The organism is Cellvibrio sp. ARAG 10.3 (assembly GCF_051846955.1).
Taxonomy (GTDB): domain Bacteria; phylum Pseudomonadota; class Gammaproteobacteria; order Pseudomonadales; family Cellvibrionaceae; genus Cellvibrio.
The window spans coordinates 75,312-93,993 of the sequence record NZ_JBPYCU010000007.1 but is presented as its reverse complement, the minus strand read 5'-3'; the positions used below and the strand labels follow the sequence as shown (position 1 = coordinate 93,993).

Sequence of the window (18,682 nt, the reverse complement as noted above, 5' to 3'; positions counted from 1 at the left end):
GGCTTATCCTCCAACGCTGCGAGCCATTTCATTATGCCAACATGACGATTTATCACGCACTAACGGGACTTCGGGGTGTTATCCGGTGCGGAAACATCCTCTTGCCCTCCCTCACCCTGCGGAGAGTCCGTCAATGTATCGCCATTTTCAGTTACGCTATTGCGCAGGCTGGTTTCACTTTCAAACAAACGGTCAAATTTCATCTCTGGCTCATCCCAACTGCCGCGAATGCGGTAACTGATACTGGTCGCCTGGTCCACCTGCTTTTTAAAGATCTTGCTGATCACGTATACACCAGCCGCAGCCGGCAGCCCGGTTGCCAAGGCGGCGAGAAAAGTCAGGTTACCGGCCACAGGTAAGGTGGCCACCAAACGGGAATCGATTGTCTCGTTCACCAGGTCAATACTGCCAGCCATTTGCAACCGGCTGGAGGGGCTGCTCATTTGCAGGGGCTCGGTGAAGATGAGTTTTCCGGCATCGAAGGTAACGCTGCCGCGCAGCTCGTCATAGGCAAGACCGCTTTTATACAGATCCGAGAAGTCCATGCGCAGACGACGCGCCAGGGTATCAAAATTAACCAGTGCCACCAGTCGCAAAAACCCATCGCTGCCGACGCTGGGATTGCGTTTAAAGCGCCCATCTTCCATCAATAGATTTACCCGCCCATTCAGACTCTTTAACGCCACCTGGTGCGGCGAACCCGGCCAGGATAAATCCACTTCATACCGGGCCGTGGTACTTTCGAGGATGTCCGGTTTTTCCCATTGGCGCATTACGTCGGCGATATCACCCGCACTCAGGAGCCCGACAAAACGCGTGCGCGCTCCATTTGCACCCTTGTGCCAAAACAATTGTGCGCCTGCCGGGTTATCGCCTTCCGCCGTGGATACTCCACTGACGGTAATCCCCCGGATATTGCCGCGAATATTATTGAATACCGCCCCCTGCGCATTGGGACGCAGTTGCACCGACCAATTCCCGTAGTTGCTGTTTTCGTAATGCAGCTCCGCAATACTGATATCGGCGCTGGGTAGGTCGCGCGGGTCGAACTCTGCCTCAATGCTGTCCAGGTCATCCGCCGACTCACCGAGCATGGCGCGTCCCAGATGCAGGTATTGCAACTCGACGGTGATGGGCAAACGCTGATTCTGCGGCAAGCGCACCTGACCCGCCAGCATCGGGTTGCTGAACGCCAGGTGCCAGGCATCTGCACGCGGTTGAATCTGCAAGGCCAGGTTTTCCAAAGACAAGGGGCCGAGTTCATGTTTGCCCAGGGTAATATCAGCCAGGAAGGGTAAACCGGCCACTAAAGTCGGGTCAGGCTTTTGCAGCGGTGGTGAGGGTGTTGATGGAGGCGGCGTTGCGACTGGGCCGCTATGCTCGAACACCTCTTCCATCGGTACTATTCTGGTCGCAGCAGACACCTTGGGCACGATCTGGTCGGTGTAGCGCAGGTAGCGTTCCTGTACGCTTTGCCATTGCGCCAGGTTAAATTCAGGCAAATATCCGTTGAGCAAAAAACGTCTTTCGCGAGGCAGCACAGCCGGGCGCGCGAGAGCAACATTAGCGTTGAGCAAATGGCTGCCCTCGCGCTCCAGTTTGAATAAAGCTTGGACGGCATGATCCGGAAGTGCCAAGGTCTCTTTGGCAAGTCCTTCAGATACCGTCGCCGCTGCACCGTCCGGCATAGCGTAATTCACATCAATCAGCGATGTGCGCTGGTGAATATGAAGGTTCACCCCCAATGCGCGCTGCTGCTCGGGCGGCTTTCCATAGGGCGCTGGCAAATCGACAGCCACACCCTCGAGGTTGCTCCGGACCTGAATACTGGCCAGTCGCCGGTCAGGCGCAGCCTTTATGGTGAGCTGCTCGTTAGCTGTTTCTCCAGGCGCGGCTACATCTCCAGATGCATCTGGTTTATCGGGCCGGACAGCGGGACGATGGATAATTTCGATGCGTGCATCGTAAGGAATCTTGCCGTCCAGGAAGAGTAACTCGGGGCGCTTGCTCCACTCCGCCAGACGCTGGTGCTTGACGCTGCCTTTGACGTCGATAAGCGTCTTTCTGTCGGTGTCGCTGTCGATGTTATCGAGCTCGACGCGTACGGATTCTTCAAATAACCGCCCGGTCAGGTTGCGGCTGCTTAACCCGCTCCGGCTCGAATAGGTGATACGCCCCTGCACAGTCTCTATCGCCAGGTCGTAATCCTGCAAGGTAAAGGTCGGCACATCCAGATCGACATCAACGCGCTGATAGGCCCCCTCGCCCGATCCGCCCAGGGGAACGGCGATATCCAGGTGTGCCAGCATGTCTCCAGTGACGTCCCAGCGATCCATATTGTCACCAACATACTGACGCAACCGGCCTTCGCGCAACGCCCGTAACCCATCGCTGGCCATGCCACTGATGGCGCCTTTTACCCGTAAAATGGAGCCTTGCCCGTTGGGAAGGGGACGGGATTGCACATGGGTCTGCTGCAGGTGACTGCTGTAGATCTTGCCTTCACTCACAGTAGCATCGACATAGTTATCGTTGACCAGCAAACGTCCGCGCAAATCGCGCAGGGGTGGCCAGCCGTCCTGGTAATTCAACTCCGCGTTGTGGATGTCGAGATACAACTGATGGCTGCGGGCCATGGTGTTTTTGGTATTCAGCGTGCCGCGATAGACAAAGCCAACCTCATTGACCATGCCGTTGTTATGCTCGCCAATACTCTGCTTTAACCAGGACAACAGGGTCTGCGGTAAGACGGCCGGGGTATATTTGGGGTAATGTCCCGCGGCAATCTGGCGCGCGCCGATTTGCAGGTATAGATCAATGTCACCGCTGTTGCGCTGCCAGGGGATAGCGAGCCACATATGCCCGTTAACCTGCTCTTCGCCGTTGCGAAAGCTGAGCTCACCGCTGTTGACATAGATCTGGTTATTCTCCGGCTGCAATGACCAGGCCACCTGCCCCTGCGCCGTCTCAAACGCCATGGGCGCCGCGTAGGTGGGGATGTAATGCATGCTGAATCCCTGCCGGCTATCGAGATTGATAAAACCACCCCGTTGATCCGCCTGTACAAAACCATCCACCTGCCGCAAGGCCGGCACGCCCCGCCATGCGTCCACCCCCACCTGATGAACATTGGCTTGCAACTGCCAGGCCTTTGGCGCATCCAGCGGTACACTTACCTGAAGGTTGCGCAGTTCGCCCTGAGGGTTGAGGGTGAGCAATATGTCCTGCAAATTGCCGTCGCCGAATGCGCCAGCGTCATCCAGAATTCGCGTCCAGCGCTGTAAATCCAGGGCATCACTCTGCAATAACACCGGTCCTTCCATGCTCGGGGCCGAGGCCGAGATGTTTAATGCGTCAATGCGGGTTTCGTTAACGTCAGCGCGAATATTTTGCAGGGCCAATTGCCACCCGCCCTGGCGTAACCAGTGACCGTTCACCTGGGTGGTAAAGCTGGCTAATTCCAAACGACGATCCAGCACCGGCAAAGACAAGGTTTGTAAACCGAGGCTGCCGCTCAGGTTAAAGCCTTCGCTGTTCTCTCGGGTGCTGAACCACAAGCGGGCATCCAGAGAGCCATCACTGCGCCATTGCCAGTCATCAATGCCGGGTAACAGCAAGGCGCCGGCAGCGGCCAACGGCTCACTGGTGGGAAACTCATCCAACTGCAAATAACCGCGTGCCCTGAACCGATTTTGATTGCGAGGATCTCCTTGCGCCTCCATAACGAGGGTGACAGCGTTCATGTGCTCTTCCACATCAACCTGGAGCGAGAGGCGATGAAAGTTGCCTTTGTTTTCCAGCCTTACGGAAGGCGAATCCAGGGCGATTTTGTGACCATCGAGAAACGTGAAATCAAGGTGGGTTTGATGGAGTTCAATATGGGTGGAGAGCAACAGCATATCGAACAGGGCATCCAGTTGGGCCGCCTCCTGGTCCTCCCGGGCCTGAAAACGCAGCCCCGGCAGTTGCCAAAAACCCTCAGGCGTCTGCTCAAATGCCAGCGCTGCCTGGTGGACGTTGATACCGCCCCACACCAGGCGGAAATTCAATAGCGAACTGATCAGGTCCAGCCGCATACGCGCTTTTTGCAAGGTCAGGATGGGCTCCTGCGCCTGGCTGGCAATGCGGATGTCACTCGCATCCACCACCGGTTTAAGCCCTTCCCAGTTAGCGCTGATCGCCCCGATATGAACGTCGGCATTCAGGCGCTGGGACAGGTAGTCGCTCAGCTCCTGCGGATATTCGCTCAACAGGTGCGAAAAGCTCCGCCCACACTGCACCAACACCGCCAGACTGATCAGGACGATGGCGCACAGCGTGTAAAACTTTTTCACCAGATAGCGAAGCACGCGGGTCATTCGACAGTATTCAATTCCAGGTATTAACAGGTTTGCACACAAGCCGCCGGGCGTTATGCGTGCACGTAAAAACTACCCCCTCAGTCCAGCGCAACGTGCACCTAGACCAACACAATGTCGTATTGCTCCTGGGTAAACAGAGTCTCTACCTGAAACTCGATGGTGCGCCCGATAAAGGCTTCAAGGTCCGCCACATAAGCGGCTTCCTCATCCAGCAGGCGATCCACCACCACAGCAGATGCCAGCACCAAAAACTTTTCGTTGTTATAGGTCCGCGCCTCACGCAGGATTTCGCGAAAGATCTCATAGCAGACTGTCTCCGCCGATTTGACCTGTCCTCGTCCATGGCATACCGGGCAGGGTTCGCACATCATCTGCCCGAGGGATTCGCGGGTTCGCTTGCGCGCCATCTCGATCAGCCCCAGCTCCGACACACCGGTAATGCGGGTTTTGGCGTGATCTTTCTCCAGGGCTTTCTCGAGCGTGCGCAACACCTGCCGCTGATGCTCCGGGTCCTGCATATCGATAAAGTCCAACACGATGATGCCACCCAGATTGCGCAGACGCAGTTGACGGGCGATAGCGCTGGCGGCTTCCAGGTTGGTCTTGAAGATGGTTTCTTCCAGGTTGCGATGGCCGACAAACGCCCCGGTATTCACATCCACCGTGGTCATGGCCTCGGTCTGCTCGATAATCAGGTAACCGTTGGATTTGAGCGGTACGCGGGTGTCCAGTGCGCGGCGGATTTCCTCCTCCACACCGTAGAGATCCAGCAGTGGCCGCCCATCGGTATAGCACTCAATCAGTTCCACCAACTGCGGATAATAATTGGCGGCAAAGTCGCGCATCTGCTTCCAGCTGAGGCGCGAATCGACCCGAATTTTTTCCAGCGGCGCCCGCGCCAGATCACGCAACGCGCGCAGGTACAGCGGCATGTCTTCATGGATCACCGCCGGGGCATCGACCGTTGGCTGTTTGGCACTCAAGTCTGCCCAAAGTTTCTGCAAGAAAGGGATGTCCGCCACGATGGATTCAATATCCACCCCTTCCGCCACCGTGCGCACAATAAACCCGCCACTGACGCCAGAGGCTTGGGCGGCAGCTTCCACGCCCTGCCGCAGCCGCTCCCGCTCCTGCTCGTCATCAATACGTGTCGACACGCCGATGTGCAGACTATTAGGCATATACACCAGATAGCGTGACGACAACGTCAGGTGTGTTGTCAGGCGTGCACCTTTGGTACCGATGGGGTCTTTAGCGACCTGGACCAACAAGGTTTGCCCGTCGCGCACCAGGGTGCGGATATCCGGCAGGTCGTGGCGACGCGACTCCCCTTCCGGTGGTTCGGGAATCATGTCGGCTACATGGATAAAACCCGTGCGGCCCAGGCCTATGTCCACAAATGCCGCCTGCATACCCGGCAGCACACGTACTACCTTGCCTTTATAGATGTTGCCGACGTAGCCCTTGCCATGGCTGCGCTCGATGTACAGTTCCTGTACCACACCGTTTTCCACCAGCGCTACCCGTGTTTCCACCGGAGAGACGTTGATCAGTATCTCTTCACTCATCAAGTTGATCCTTAACCGGCTGCCACCAGGGCACACCAAAGATTTGCATTAATTCCACGGTCGCCTCAATGGGTAAACCCACCACGCCGCTGTAGCTGCCCCGCAAACTACTGACAAAGACGGCACCCAAGCCCTGGATTGCATATGCACCGGCCTTATCGCAAGGCTCCCCGGAAACCCAATAATCATTAATTTCATCATCGCTCAATGGACGAAATTCAACCTCTGTCACCGATAGCCTGCTGTGCGACGCCTCACGGTTCGTGAGCGCCACCGCCGTCATCACCTGGTGTGTGCGACCCGATAGCTGCTTTAACATCTCACGGGCATGGGCTTTATCCTGCGGCTTTTCCAGTATCGCCCCGTCACAGACCACAATGGTGTCAGCGCCCAGCACCGGCAACTCGGGCAAGCCTAATGCCTGCATAACCGTCACACCCGCAAGGGATTTTTCCTGTGCCAAACGCTGGACGTACTCCTCAGGCCGTTCTCCTGCGAGCGGCATTTCCGGCACATCAACTTGCAGCACACTGTGGTTAACACCGATCTGGTTAAGCAGCTCCCGCCGCCGGGGCGAGCGTGACGCCAGGTAGAGATGAGATGTAGCAGCCATCAACTGAACAACCCCTGAATGGTGAGAAAGTGAAGCAAAAGCCTGTGGTTATTTATCATCGTAATCCCAAGCCGCCAGCGGTTATTGGACCGCCTCAGGCGATGCGATAGCGTCGGCGCACCGCCTCCAACCAAAGGTAGCAGATAGGCCAGAAGCACGCGCTGGCAAACGCCGGGTACAAAAACATAATGCCACTCAATGGCCTGCCGCTCATGGCCTGCACCCAGTTGTCCGTCAATTGGGCAATACCCACTAATACAAACACCCAGCAAGATTGTTTCCAGAGGGAGTAATTGCGTACCCGTTGATAAGACAGAAGACAGATATAGGCCACAATAACCAGTGCCAGACCATGCTGGCCAAAGGGCACACCTTCCAGTAAATCCTGGAATAAACCGAGCAATATCAGGAGTATCAGGCTGGTGCGCAGCGGCAAGGTAAAAATCCAGTAAATGGCGACCATGACCACAAACTCGGGGCGCCACCAGCGCCATGACAACGGCAGAGGGTAGACAGCAAGTAACAGCGCCAACACAAAGGTTGCGGCAATAACGACCTGGGCATGGTATCTGGCCGGCAACATCAGGGGGTATTGTCCCGAGAATCAAAGACCAGCAGAACATGACGGCTGCGATCCAGACGGGCCATCGGACGGGCAATTACCGTGGCGAATGCCTGGCCGGGATCGCGCACAACGCTTTCGACTTCCGCGACCGGGTAGCCCACTGGAAAGCGCTTGCCCAGGCCAGAGCTGACCAGCAAGTCGCCTTCCCGAATATCAGTGGTATTGGAGACGTGCCGCAGACGCAGACGGTTAAGATCACCCGTGCCTTCCGCTATGGCGCGCACACCGTTGCGGTTCACTTGCACGGGTAAGGCGTGGGTGGCATCCGAGATCAACAGCACCCGACTGCTGTGTTCACTGACCTCAATAACCTGCCCCATCAGGCCAAAAGCATCCAACAACGGTTGACCCTCAAAGACACCTTCGCTGGCGCCACGATTGATCACCACCGTGTGGCTCAAGGGATTGGGAGACACACCGATCAACTCGGCCACCAGCACACTGTCCTGCAAGATATCGGTGGCGTTCATCAGTTGGCGCAGGCGCACGTTTTCAGCAGCCAGGGCGGCCATCTGCTGGAGTTTGCGCTGATGGATAAGCAATTCGGTTTTGAGGGTTTCGTTTTCAAGCGCCAGGTCGCGCCGGGAAACAAAGGTGTTCTGGCGCCAAACATCAAGGCGATGCGGTATGTCGGTAAGTTTGTAGAAAGGCACGGCCAGGACACTGAGTTGCTGACGCACCGGCGTCAACCAATTGGTGTAGATGCTGATAAAGATCAGGGCGATCATCAGCACAATAAATATTAATGCCCGCGACGTCCCCGCAGAACCTTTTGTGAACAGAGGTTTAATGGCAAGTTCTCCCGTTTAGCGAGGGAGCGGTAATCCGGCACCGCCCCAAGACAACAGGTTATAGGAATTGGAGGCCGACAATCGTACATACACCTGAGACATGATCATCGGTGAGCATTATTGATCAGGACGACAAGAGGTCGATACGCTTGTCATTCATCTCCATCGCCATACCGCCGCCACGGGCGACGCAGGTCAGTGGGTCATCGGCAATGATAAAGGGGAGCCCGGTTTCGTTGGATAACAAGCGGTCAATATCGCGCAGCAACGCGCCACCGCCAGTCAATACCACACCACTTTCCGCGATATCAGAGGCCAATTCCGGCGGTGATTGCTCCAGAGCACTCTTCACCGCCTGGACAATACCGGCCAGTGGATCTTGCAAGGCTTCCAATACTTCGTCACTGTTCAGGGTAAAGCTGCGCGGTACACCTTCCGCCAGGTTGCGGCCGCGCACATCAATCTCGCGCATCTCGCTACCGGCAAAGGCACAACCGATTTCCTGTTTGATACGTTCCGCCGTGGCATCACCGATAACACTGCCGTAATTGCGACGAACATAATTGACGATGGCTTCGTCAAAACGGTCACCACCGATACGCACAGAATCAGAATAAACCACACCATTCAGGGAGATAACCGCAATTTCTGTGGTGCCACCGCCGATATCCACCACCATGGAACCACTGGCTTCTGCCACTTTCAAACCGGCACCGATAGCGGCTGCCATGGGTTCTTCAATCAGGCGCACTTCACGGGCACCGGCACCCATGGCCGATTCGCGAATCGCACGTTTTTCAACTTCGGTAGAGAGACAGGGAACACTGATCAGGACGCGGGGACTGGGGCTGAACCAACTGTTTTCGTGAACTTTGCGGATAAAGTGTTGCAACATTTTCTCGGTGACCTGAAAGTCGGCAATCACCCCGTCTTTCAGCGGACGAATAGCGGTGATGTTGCCGGGGGTACGACCGAGCATGCGTTTGGCTTCTGCACCGACGGCTTCCACAATCTTGTGACCGTTATGATGGCGGATGGCAACCACCGAGGGCTCGTTGAGTACGATGCCGCGTCCGCGAACGTAAATCAGGGTATTGGCAGTGCCGAGGTCAATGGAGAGATCGTTGGAAAAAGCTCCGCGCAGGTGTTTTAACATGAGTTGACGAGACCTTAATATTCTGTATCTGCAACCTCTGCCGGGCGCACCTCAATTATGTAAACTGATCTTGCGCCTGCCGATAGTCAATGCAGTTATCTAATAAAAATCGTTGGGTAAAAAATCCGGGGCCAGTCGGTTAACTGACGTTCATCCAGAACTTGAATTTGACCGAACCAGCCTGAATAAATTCGCCGAGGGAGCAGCAATTATTTTTGTCCGCCGCCCATTATTTTTCCGGTTGACAAACAAAATCTGCGAAGTGCTCACAGGTGCTGGCACTCTATCAACGAGAGGGATTTAGGGCAAGGCGCAAATGTGATAAGTTTAGCGCCCATTTTGACAAGATGCGTTTTTTTCTCACGTTATTCGACCTTTTTAACGAATAGTTAGCGGTCGACGTTCTCTGGAGTGAACCTGACAATGGCTGTAGACCGTTCCGATATCGCAAAACTGGCTGAGCTGGCGCGCATCGCTATCTCTGAAAATACCGCTGACCAGGTGGCCAACAGCATCTCTGATGTCCTCGCTCTGGTTGACCAATTGCAAGCCGTCAATACGGATGGTGTTGTCCCCATGGCTCATCCGCTGGACGCAATCCAACGCCTGCGCGCCGATGAAGTGACCGAGTCCAACCAACGCGAACGCTTTCAGGCCATTGCCCCGGCAACCCAGGATGGCCTTTACCTGGTCCCCCAGGTGATCGAATAAACCCTTACAGACCCAGCCTGCTGGCAAGCTTTGCCAGTCCATGAACGACCAGGAATTTTTGCAATGCACCAATTCACCATTGCCGAGTTGACCCAGGGCCTGCGCCGCAAGGACTTCTCCAGTACCGAACTTACCCAACATTATCTCGACCGTATCGCGCGGCTGGATAACACCTACAACAGCTACATTACCGTTACCCCGGAGTTGGCGCTGGCACAAGCTGCCGCCGCCGATAAACGTCTGGCGGCCGGTGATGCGCCGGCATTATGCGGTATCCCTATCGCGCATAAAGATATCTTCTGTACCACCGGCGTGCGCACCAGTTGCGCGTCGAAGATGCTCGACAATTTTATCGCGCCCTACAACGCCACCATCGTGGAAAATTACCTGGCGGCCGGCGTGGTGATGTTGGGTAAAACCAACATGGATGAATTCGCCATGGGTTCATCCAATGAAACCAGTTACTACGGTCCGGTGAAAAACCCTTGGGCAACAGATTGTGTTCCCGGTGGTTCATCGGGTGGTTCCGCCGCTGCCGTGGCCGCACACCTTGCGCCGGGCGCAACCGCCTCCGATACCGGTGGCTCCATTCGCCAACCCGCAGCCCTGTGTGGCCTCACCGGTATCAAGCCGACCTATGGCCGGGTGTCGCGCTGGGGCATGATTGCGTTTGCCTCGAGCCTTGATCAGGCCGGCACCCTGACCCGCACTGCCGAAGATGCGGCCTTGATGATGAATGACCTGGCCAGCTTCGATCCGAAAGATTCCACCTGCGTTGAACGCGATGTACCGGATTACACTGCTGACCTGAACAATCCCCTGACTGGTCTCAAGATTGGTGTACCCAAAGAATATTTTGGTGAAGGGTTGAATCCGCAAACTGCCGCGCATGTAGAAGCCGCCATCAAGGTGTACGAAAAGTTGGGCGCGACGATTCACAGTATCAGCCTGCCCCACACGCATCTCGCGGTACCGGCTTATTACGTAATTGCGCCAGCGGAGTGTTCAGCCAATCTGTCGCGCTTTGACGGTGTACGTTACGGCTATCGCTGTGAAAACCCGAAAGACCTCGCCGATCTGTACAAGCGCTCGCGGGCGGAAGGTTTCGGCGATGAAGTGAAGCGCCGCATTTTAGTAGGCAGCTATGCCTTGTCTGCCGGTTATTACGATGCCTACTACAGCAAGGCACAAAAAGTCCGCCGCCTGATCAAGCAGGATTTCGTGGACGCTTTCACCCAGGTGGACGTGATCCTCGGCCCGACCTCGCCTTCGCCCGCCTTTGCTTTTGGTTCCAAGACCAAAGATCCGGTGGCCATGTATCTGGAAGATATCTATACCATCGCCACCAACCTGGCGGGGCTGCCCGGGTTGTCGATTCCCTGCGGCATGGTGGACAACAAGCCGGTGGGCCTGCAGTTGATTGGCGATTATTTTGCTGAAGCCCGCTTGCTGAATGTGGCACACCAGTTCCAGCAATCCACTGACTTCCATCAACAGACCGCACCGGGTATTGAGTAACACGGCGAAAGCCTTACGCGGAATCGAACGAGCAGAACCGAACAAGAGAGCATCAAGATGCAATGGGAAACTGTTATTGGCCTGGAAGTGCATGTGCAACTGGCCACCAAAACCAAAATTTTTTCCGGCGCCAGTACGGCGTTCGGCGCTGAGCCAAACACCCAGGCCTGCGCGATCGACCTGGCAATGCCTGGCACCTTGCCGGTAGCGAATGCCGAAGCCTTTCGTTTTGCCACCATGTTTGGCCTGGCCGTGAATGCGGAGATCGGCAAGCGGTCGATATTCGAGCGCAAAAATTATTTCTATCCCGACCTGCCCAAGGGCTATCAAACCACACAGCTGGCTGAGCCTATCGTTGGCCCCGGTTATGTGGATCTGGAGTTGGAAGGCGGGCGAACCAAACGCGTGCGTATTCACCACGCGCACCTGGAAGAGGATGCGGGTAAATCCTTGCACGAAGATTTTGCTGGCATGAGCGGTATCGATTTGAACCGTGCGGGTACGCCCTTGATTGAGGTGGTTACCGAGCCGGACATGCGCAGTGCGGAAGAAGCGGTGGCTTTCGCGAAGAAACTGCATTCCATTGTGACCTCGCTGGAAATCTGTGACGGTGAAATGTCACAAGGTTCCATGCGCTTTGACGTTAACATCTCCATCCGCCCCAAGGGATCGGACAAACTCGGCACACGCACCGAAACCAAAAACCTCAATTCATTTAAATTTATGGAAGAGGCTATTGAACTGGAAGTCGAGCGGCAGATTGATGTGCTGGAAGACGGCGGCAAGATCACTCAGGAAACGCGCCTGTATAACGGCGACACCAAAAAAGCGCGCTCCATGCGCAGCAAGGAAGACAGCAATGATTACCGCTACTTCCCCTGCCCGGATTTGTTGCCGGTGATTCTCGATGATGAATATATCGAGAATGTACGCAAACAAATGCCGGAATTACCGGAAGCCAAGCGTGCACGTTTTGTAGAACAGTATGGTTTGGGTGATTACGATGCGGGCCAGTTGACGGCGGATAAATTTACCGCGGCATTCTTTGAGGCTTCAGTAAAAGTGTCCGGTGAGCCGAAACTGACAGCGAACTGGATCATGGCGGATCTGGGTGCTTACCTGAATCGTACCGAGCAGCGTATTGATAAGTCGCCGGTCACGCCGGCGCTGTTGGCGGGATTAGTCGTGCGCGTTAAGGATGGCACCTTGTCGAGCAAGATTGCGAAGCAGGTATTCGAGGCGATGGCTAACGGTGAGGGTGAGGCGGATAAGATTATCGAAACCAGGGGTTTGAAGCAGGTTTCGGATACGGGTGCGCTGGAGAAGATGATTGATGAGGTGTTGGCGGGTAATGCGGCGCAGGTGGAGGGTTATCGTGCTGCGGATGAGGCCAAGCGTGGCAAGATGCTGGGGTTCTTTGTTGGCCAGGTGATGAAGGCGAGCAAGGGGCAGGCGAATCCGCAGGCGTTGAATGAATTGTTGGTTAAAAAATTGAATAGTTAGTGTGCGCGGTCAGTGGGTGCAGGGGTTCACGACACGCCGTGAACCCTTCCCTGGGGGCTCAGCGCCAACATCCATGTTGGCGATGGTCGTGAACCCCTGCACCCACCGCCCGTAGCAACTTTTTACCACTGGAAGACATCATGAGCTTACGCAAAGACAAAGAAAAAGTACTGGGTGAAATCTTCGACGAAGCCCGTATCAGAACCTTTCTGGATTACACCGCTCCGGCGGGCGTTAATGCGGATTATCATTTATTGGAAAAAGCTTATCGCGGTATGCGCGGTGAAAACTTTGAGACGTTTGTAAAACTGTTTGTTGAAGCCGGTAAAGACCTGAATGCGGTCGGCCCGGAAGGCAAAACGTTTTTGCAAGTGATCAAGCCCCATCGCAACAGCGAGGAATATGTCACCGCACTTGAAAAAGCCGGCGCTCATTAATCGTAGGTCGGATTAGCGCAGCGTAATCCGACACATCACTCTCCCAAAATAAAAACACAATGAACCCTCCCCGCCCAACACCTGCATTTTGGCTGACGCTTTCACTGGCGTGTGCTCTCTTGGTGTTGGGTATATTTTCTTCACCCGATAATAATCCTTTGGAGTTGGATCGCTTGCGTGTTGTGCAGGGCGAGTGGTGGCGGTTGTTGTCGGGGAATCTGGTGCATTATGGGTTGTATCATCTGCTGATGAATCTCGCTGCGCTGTTGGTGTGTGGGTATGTGTTTTTCATGCGTTGTAGCCTGTGGCTTTACAGCGGTTTATTGTTGTTCAGCGGGCTGTGTGTGGGGCTGGGGGTTTATTGGGGGAATCCGGAGTTTGCGGTTTACCGGGGGCTATCGGGTGTGCTGCATGGATTGATTGTGTTTGGTTTCTTGTTGAGTTTTCGCCAAACGCCGTGGATTAACGGGGCTGGGTTGCTGTTGGTGATTGGTAAGTTGATCCATGAACAAAGCGCTGCGTATCAGGCGACAGATCTCCAGCAACTCTTGCCGGTTCCGGTGGTCGTAGATGCGCATTTGTATGGTGCTGTCAGCGGTGTGGTGTTTGCATTGGGCTATGCTGCTGTGCATATTTTTCGCCACCGCTCCACTCACTGATCAGGGATACGCTTTATGCTTAACGGAAATCCTGCTAACGCTTTGCATTATCTGACGCGCGGTGCCGGTTTGTTGGTGCGTCCCGGTTTAAAGCGTTTCGTGCTGGTACCCTTGCTCGTGAACCTGGTGTTATTTGTTGTAGCAACTATCGCGCTGATTCATGTGTATCGCGATTTGTTGACTCAACTGGTGGAGTGGATGCCGGAGTGGCTGGCGTTTGTGGCGTGGATTTTATGGTTGCTGTTCGCTTTTTTATTATTGGTGGTGTACGGCTATACCTTCAACATTATTACCAATCTGGTGGCAGCGCCTTTTTACGGTATCCTCGCCGAAAAAATCGAGCAGGAACTGACAGGCAAGGAGCCTAAGCCGGAGAGCTTGTCCGCATTAATTCCGCGCACCCTGGCCAGGGAATTAACCAAACTCTGGTATTTTGTGAGCCGCGGTTTTCTCGTACTACTGGTGTTGGTTGTCTTGTGGTTTATTCCGGTGGTGAATCTTGCTTCGGCGTTGATCAGTGTATTGTGGGCCGCCTGGTGTATGTCGGTGCAATACATCGATTACCCGGCCGATAACCATCAATTGGAATTCCGCGAGATGCGCCGCCGATTAAATACCGAGTCACTCACCAGCTATACCTTTGGTGGCCTGGTGATGGCCGGCAGCATGATACCTTTGGTCAATATTTTTATGATGCCAATTGCTGTTGCCGGCGCGACAATTTATTGGGTGGAAGAGTTATCCATCAAAGAGCTATCCACCAAAAAAACCTAGTCAGTAACTTCTTCATCATCACCGACCACCATGCCACCGCTGGACTCTTTGGCCAATTGCAGAAATTTGACCGCCTGATTCAGTTGCTCGTCCATACTGGCACATACCAGGTTGGTTACGCCCGCGCTGAAGTTACAGCAAAAAGATTCCCCCTGCACCACCACCGGGGCGGCAGCAACCAGCTGGCGAACCCTGCTGATCAGTGATACCGCTTTTTCATTATCCAGCCCCGGCAAGAGAACAAAAAATTCATCGCCACTGGCGCGACACAATAAGAACCGATCCAGCATTTGCTGCAATAATGTGGCGACGTGCTGCAATACCAGATCTCCCCCCTGATTGCCGAAACGTTGGTTAATCAAGGCAAAATCGTCGAGGTTCATTACAGCGAAGGCTAAGGGCGTTGATTTCTCGCGCGCCTGGCTTTCCAGGTCCTGGGCATGACGAAAGAAATAACTGCGGTGATATAACCCCGTCAGGGGATCGCGGTCGGCGTAATAATCCAGCAGTTCAACCTGTTCCAGCAACTCCAGGTTATGGATAACCCGACAATAAAATTCTTCCGGATGGAAAGGCTTGCGTAAAAAATCATTGGCACCGTGTTTGATAAATTTTGCCGACAGCGCCTCATTGCTTTCGCCGGAGACGCCGATCATGATCAGGCCCGTCTTGTCGTATTTGTAGCGCAGGTTTTTGACCAGTTCAAAACCATCCATGCGCGGCATGTTGTAGTCGGTGATCAGTAATTTAATATCGGGATGTTCAAGCAGGACTTTTATCGCCTCCATTCCGTCCGCTGCTTCCAACACCTGAAATAAGTGGCGCTTGAACAGGTTGGCCACATACTTGCGCGACATATCCGAGTCATCAACAACCAGCACCTTGATCTGCTGGTTTTTTTCCAGCCGCTCAAACATACCCACAGCTTTGCTGTAGGCATAACGACCTTCTTTGGTGACATAGTCCACAATGCCTTTATTGAACAATTGCTCGCGACGCTGCTCGTCGTAACTGCCGGTCAATACAATAGTGGGAATTTTTTTGCTGAGGGTAAAATCCACCACTTCGCCGTCCGGCGCATCTGGCAAATTCAAATCGACCAGGGCCGCAAAAAACTCATCTCCCTGCGCTTCGCACAAGGCTTTGGCCTCAGCCAGGCTGGCTGCATAAAACGCCTCGTAAGGCAGGGTGTTTTGTATCAGGTGACGCAGCACTCGCATTACCATCTCGCTGTCTTCAACAATCAAAATTCGTTTCATTTTCGTCTACTCTCTCACGCTATCTGTAGAGTGTAGACGAGCTTTGGTGAATGCTCGAATTATGCAGCAGCGGTGGCTTTGTGGTGTTCGCGCACGGATTCGTAGATGGCCGCCGCTACAATGATGGCACCACCAAACAACGTGGTCAGATCGGGGTAGGATTGCAGGATCAGAATTTCATAAATCACCGCGTAAACCGGTTGCAGGCAAGCGACCAGGCCCACGGTTTTGGCTTTGAGGTAGCGCAGGGCCGAGCCAAGCAAGGTATGCGTATACGCTGTAAAGACAATACCCAAACCGATCAACAACCACCAATCGCGCGGTGTCGGTTCGTGATCGGAAAACACCATCACCGGCGTCATCAGCAAGGCGACGATCAACACTTGATAGCTCATGGAACGGGTCGCGGATTGGCCGCGAAACCAGTGACCGAGCAGCAAATTGCGTAGCGCAAAAACCAATGCAGACAACACGCCCCACAGCACGCCCTGGGTGGTGGTATTGGTCAGGTCAAATTCCGGTACCAGCAAATAAATACCCACTAATACCAGCACACCGCTGATGACATCGCGCCAATCCAGGCGTATGCGTTTGATCCAGGGTTCAAGAAAAACCGTCATCACGGGATAGGCGTAGAGCGAAATCATGCCTACCGCCACCGAAGACACCTGCATGGAGTGAAAAAACGTAATCCAGTGTACGCACAACAACGCGCCGAGGAAAAACATGCGCAGGTAATCGCGCGTGGAGCCGAGCCTGATGCTGCGCTCACGCCAGATAAGCCAGGCAAACAACACCACCGAGGCGATAGCGGTGCGATAACCGGTGATATCCCAGGCAGGCAACTTGATCAATTGTGAGAATAAACCCGTGGCTCCCATCAATAACACCGAAAAATGCAGCGTCATCATGGCGGATTTGGTTTGCGACATCGAGCGGGCCTTGAGTTAAGCGTTGGAGATGTGTACTAGAAGACAACATGTCAGTTGCATAGAGCAACTATAGCCTTTTGTAAGACAAATTGGCAAAGTTTGATTTACAGCTGACACCCCGGAATTGAGGGTCAGCTGCAACAGCGGGCTATCAGGCCCGGGAGGAACGACCGCGATTACCGGAACTGCGCGAACGAGAACGCTGACCATCAGGCCGTGGACGGCGGGGTGCCGGCGGCAGCTCCGGCGTTGGCAACAGCAGCTGTGCCGGCGGTTGCTCGTATTTGATTTCCTTGCCTAACAGCGCTTGCAGCGGTTCAAGGCGGAAGGCGTCATCCTCGCAGGCAAAACTGATGGAGGTACCGGTTTTACCGGCGCGGCCAGTGCGGCCTATACGGTGCACATAGTCTTCCGGCTCTTCCGGCAAGGTGAAATTCACCACGTGGCTGATGCCGCTGATATGGATACCCCGTCCGGCTACGTCGGTAGCGACCAATACCTTGATGGTGCCTTTTTTAAACGCATCCAGGGTTGATACCCGCTTGTTCTGCGCGATCTCACCGGACAACAAACCTGCCTTGATGCCATGGCGTTGCAATTTGTCTTGCAAATCACGGCACTCGTCGCGGCGGTTGGCAAACACGATCATGCTCTCCACGTCATCCTGCTGGATCAGGTTGTAGAGCAAGGTGTATTTTTCTTCGGTCGAGGAGAGATAGACATGCTGGGTGACCGTATCCGTCGCCACACTTTCCGGCTGAATCTCCACGGTAACCGGTTTGAAGGTCCACTGCTCAACCAGGTGGCGAACCTCATCGGTAAAGGTTGCCGAGAAAAACAGGGTCTGGCGATCCTCACGACGCGGTGCCTGACGCACGATCTGACGCACTTGCGGGATAAAACCCATGTCCAGCATCCGGTCGGCTTCATCAATCACCAGTACTTCCAGTTGATCGAGATACACGTCTTTGTTGCCGCAGAAATCCAGCAGACGCCCTGGCGTTGCCACCAGGATATCCACCAGCTCATCATGTAAGTGGCGCTGCTGGCGGGTGTAGTCCATGCCGCCCACCAGGGTATGAATCTTCAGGTCGGTGTGCTTGCATAAGGCCTTGGCATCGTCGGCAATCTGGATAACCAGCTCCCGTGTCGGTGCAATTACCAGCGCCCGCGCTTCGCCCGCGTAACGTTTTTCGGCGATGGGATTCTTCAGCAGGTCATCGATGATGACGGTCAGAAAGGCCGCGGTTTTTCCGGTACCCGTTTGCGCCTTGCCGACCACATCCGACCCTTTGAGCGCATGCGGTAACGATTGCGCCTGAATCGGAGAGCAGTATTGAAAGCCGAGATCTGCAATACCGTGCATCAACTCCGGCGCCAGATCAAAATCATGGAAACGGGTCTTACCCTCCACGGGCGGCACGTTAAACTGGCTGATATCCCAAGGCTCCGCCGGTGTGGCGGGTGCGGCGCGCTTACGGGAATGCTGGCGCTGCCCCTGGTTTTCCACCGCCGTGTTGGCGGCACTCTGCTCTTGTTCGGGCTTACGGCCCTGCCCGCCCTTGCGGCGACGTGAGCGAGAACGATTATTTGAATCCGGGGCACCGGGCTGTCTATCGGCTTTATCCCCACGCGAGTTACGCGAATGTTGGCCAGCACCACCGGCTGACGCTTTGACGGGTTTAGCTGAGCTTGGAGGTTGCTCGCCAGTCCCTATCAGTTTCTTAAACAATTTACCAATCAAAACTATCACCTGTTGTACAAAATGTGGCCGG

The 18,682-nt window shown here is 54.7% G+C and carries 14 protein-coding genes and 2 pseudogenes; 7 read left to right on the top strand and 9 right to left on the bottom strand.

Annotated features, from left to right (window positions below; translation table 11 throughout):
- Positions 1 to 59 precede the first annotated feature (59 nt).
- From ACSV5M_RS10835 to ACSV5M_RS10810, 6 genes are all read right to left on the bottom strand, one after another.
- On the bottom strand, positions 60 to 4,358 hold the full coding sequence (locus tag ACSV5M_RS10835; RefSeq protein WP_439176209.1) for a YhdP family phospholipid transporter: 4,299 nt from the start codon (positions 4,356 to 4,358) through the stop codon (positions 60 to 62).
- A gap of 101 nt (positions 4,359 to 4,459) precedes the next feature.
- Positions 4,460 to 5,929 (bottom strand): ribonuclease G, encoded by a 1,470-nt coding sequence (rng, locus tag ACSV5M_RS10830; protein WP_439176208.1) that lies wholly within the window; start codon positions 5,927 to 5,929, stop codon positions 4,460 to 4,462.
- On the bottom strand, positions 5,922 to 6,542 hold the full coding sequence (locus tag ACSV5M_RS10825) for a Maf family protein (RefSeq protein ID WP_439176207.1): 621 nt from the start codon (positions 6,540 to 6,542) through the stop codon (positions 5,922 to 5,924). The genes rng and ACSV5M_RS10825 overlap by 8 nt, the downstream gene beginning before the upstream one ends.
- Positions 6,543 to 6,636: 94 nt before the next feature.
- A complete protein-coding gene (gene mreD, locus ACSV5M_RS10820) occupies positions 6,637 to 7,125 on the bottom strand; it encodes a rod shape-determining protein MreD (RefSeq protein WP_439176206.1) in 489 nt (162 codons plus the stop codon).
- Positions 7,125 to 7,949 (bottom strand): rod shape-determining protein MreC, encoded by an 825-nt coding sequence (gene mreC, locus ACSV5M_RS10815; RefSeq protein ID WP_439176333.1) that lies wholly within the window; start codon positions 7,947 to 7,949, stop codon positions 7,125 to 7,127. Before mreC ends, mreD begins: the two co-directional genes overlap by 1 nt.
- A gap of 133 nt (positions 7,950 to 8,082) precedes the next feature.
- Positions 8,083 to 9,114 carry a rod shape-determining protein gene (locus tag ACSV5M_RS10810; protein WP_087468540.1) on the bottom strand — a complete coding sequence of 344 codons (1,032 nt, stop codon included), beginning with the start codon at positions 9,112 to 9,114 and terminating at the stop codon, positions 8,083 to 8,085.
- 423 nt (positions 9,115 to 9,537) lie between these two features.
- Between ACSV5M_RS10810 and gatC the strand changes: the two are divergent.
- The 7 genes and pseudogenes from gatC to cysZ all read left to right on the top strand — a co-directional run.
- Positions 9,538 to 9,810: pseudogene (gene gatC, locus ACSV5M_RS10805) on the top strand (Asp-tRNA(Asn)/Glu-tRNA(Gln) amidotransferase subunit GatC); the annotation flags it as partial.
- Positions 9,774 to 9,869, top strand: a pseudogene (locus tag ACSV5M_RS10800) (hypothetical protein); the annotation flags it as partial. The pseudogenes gatC and ACSV5M_RS10800, both read left to right, overlap by 37 nt.
- A gap of 19 nt (positions 9,870 to 9,888) precedes the next feature.
- Complete coding sequence (gatA, locus tag ACSV5M_RS10795) at positions 9,889 to 11,343, top strand: Asp-tRNA(Asn)/Glu-tRNA(Gln) amidotransferase subunit GatA (protein ID WP_439176205.1); 1,455 nt, start codon at positions 9,889 to 9,891, stop codon at positions 11,341 to 11,343.
- A gap of 57 nt (positions 11,344 to 11,400) precedes the next feature.
- Positions 11,401 to 12,846 (top strand): Asp-tRNA(Asn)/Glu-tRNA(Gln) amidotransferase subunit GatB, encoded by a 1,446-nt coding sequence (gatB, locus tag ACSV5M_RS10790; protein ID WP_439176204.1) that lies wholly within the window; start codon positions 11,401 to 11,403, stop codon positions 12,844 to 12,846.
- A gap of 140 nt (positions 12,847 to 12,986) precedes the next feature.
- Positions 12,987 to 13,283 carry a PA4642 family protein gene (locus ACSV5M_RS10785; RefSeq protein ID WP_439176203.1) on the top strand — a complete coding sequence of 99 codons (297 nt, stop codon included), beginning with the start codon at positions 12,987 to 12,989 and terminating at the stop codon, positions 13,281 to 13,283.
- A gap of 59 nt (positions 13,284 to 13,342) precedes the next feature.
- Positions 13,343 to 13,942, top strand: a complete 600-nt coding sequence (gene rrtA / locus ACSV5M_RS10780) for a rhombosortase (RefSeq protein WP_439176202.1) — start codon at positions 13,343 to 13,345, stop codon at positions 13,940 to 13,942.
- 15 nt (positions 13,943 to 13,957) lie between these two features.
- The gene (gene cysZ, locus ACSV5M_RS10775) at positions 13,958 to 14,716 is read left to right on the top strand and encodes a sulfate transporter CysZ (protein WP_439176201.1); all 759 of its coding nucleotides are present in this window, start codon (positions 13,958 to 13,960) and stop codon (positions 14,714 to 14,716) included.
- Here cysZ and ACSV5M_RS10770 read toward each other — a convergent pair.
- The 3 genes from ACSV5M_RS10770 to rhlB all read right to left on the bottom strand — a co-directional run bounded on the left by ACSV5M_RS10770 (position 14,713) and on the right by rhlB (position 18,651).
- On the bottom strand, positions 14,713 to 15,975 hold the full coding sequence (locus tag ACSV5M_RS10770) for a response regulator (RefSeq protein WP_439176200.1): 1,263 nt from the start codon (positions 15,973 to 15,975) through the stop codon (positions 14,713 to 14,715). The two genes, cysZ and ACSV5M_RS10770, sit on opposite strands and share 4 nt — an antisense overlap.
- 59 nt (positions 15,976 to 16,034) lie before the next feature.
- Complete coding sequence (locus ACSV5M_RS10765; RefSeq protein WP_439176199.1) at positions 16,035 to 16,907, bottom strand: DMT family transporter; 873 nt, start codon at positions 16,905 to 16,907, stop codon at positions 16,035 to 16,037.
- A gap of 151 nt (positions 16,908 to 17,058) precedes the next feature.
- Positions 17,059 to 18,651, bottom strand: coding sequence for an ATP-dependent RNA helicase RhlB (gene rhlB, locus ACSV5M_RS10760; RefSeq protein ID WP_439176198.1), 1,593 nt, complete (start codon positions 18,649 to 18,651; stop codon positions 17,059 to 17,061).
- Positions 18,652 to 18,682: the final 31 nt, after the last annotated feature.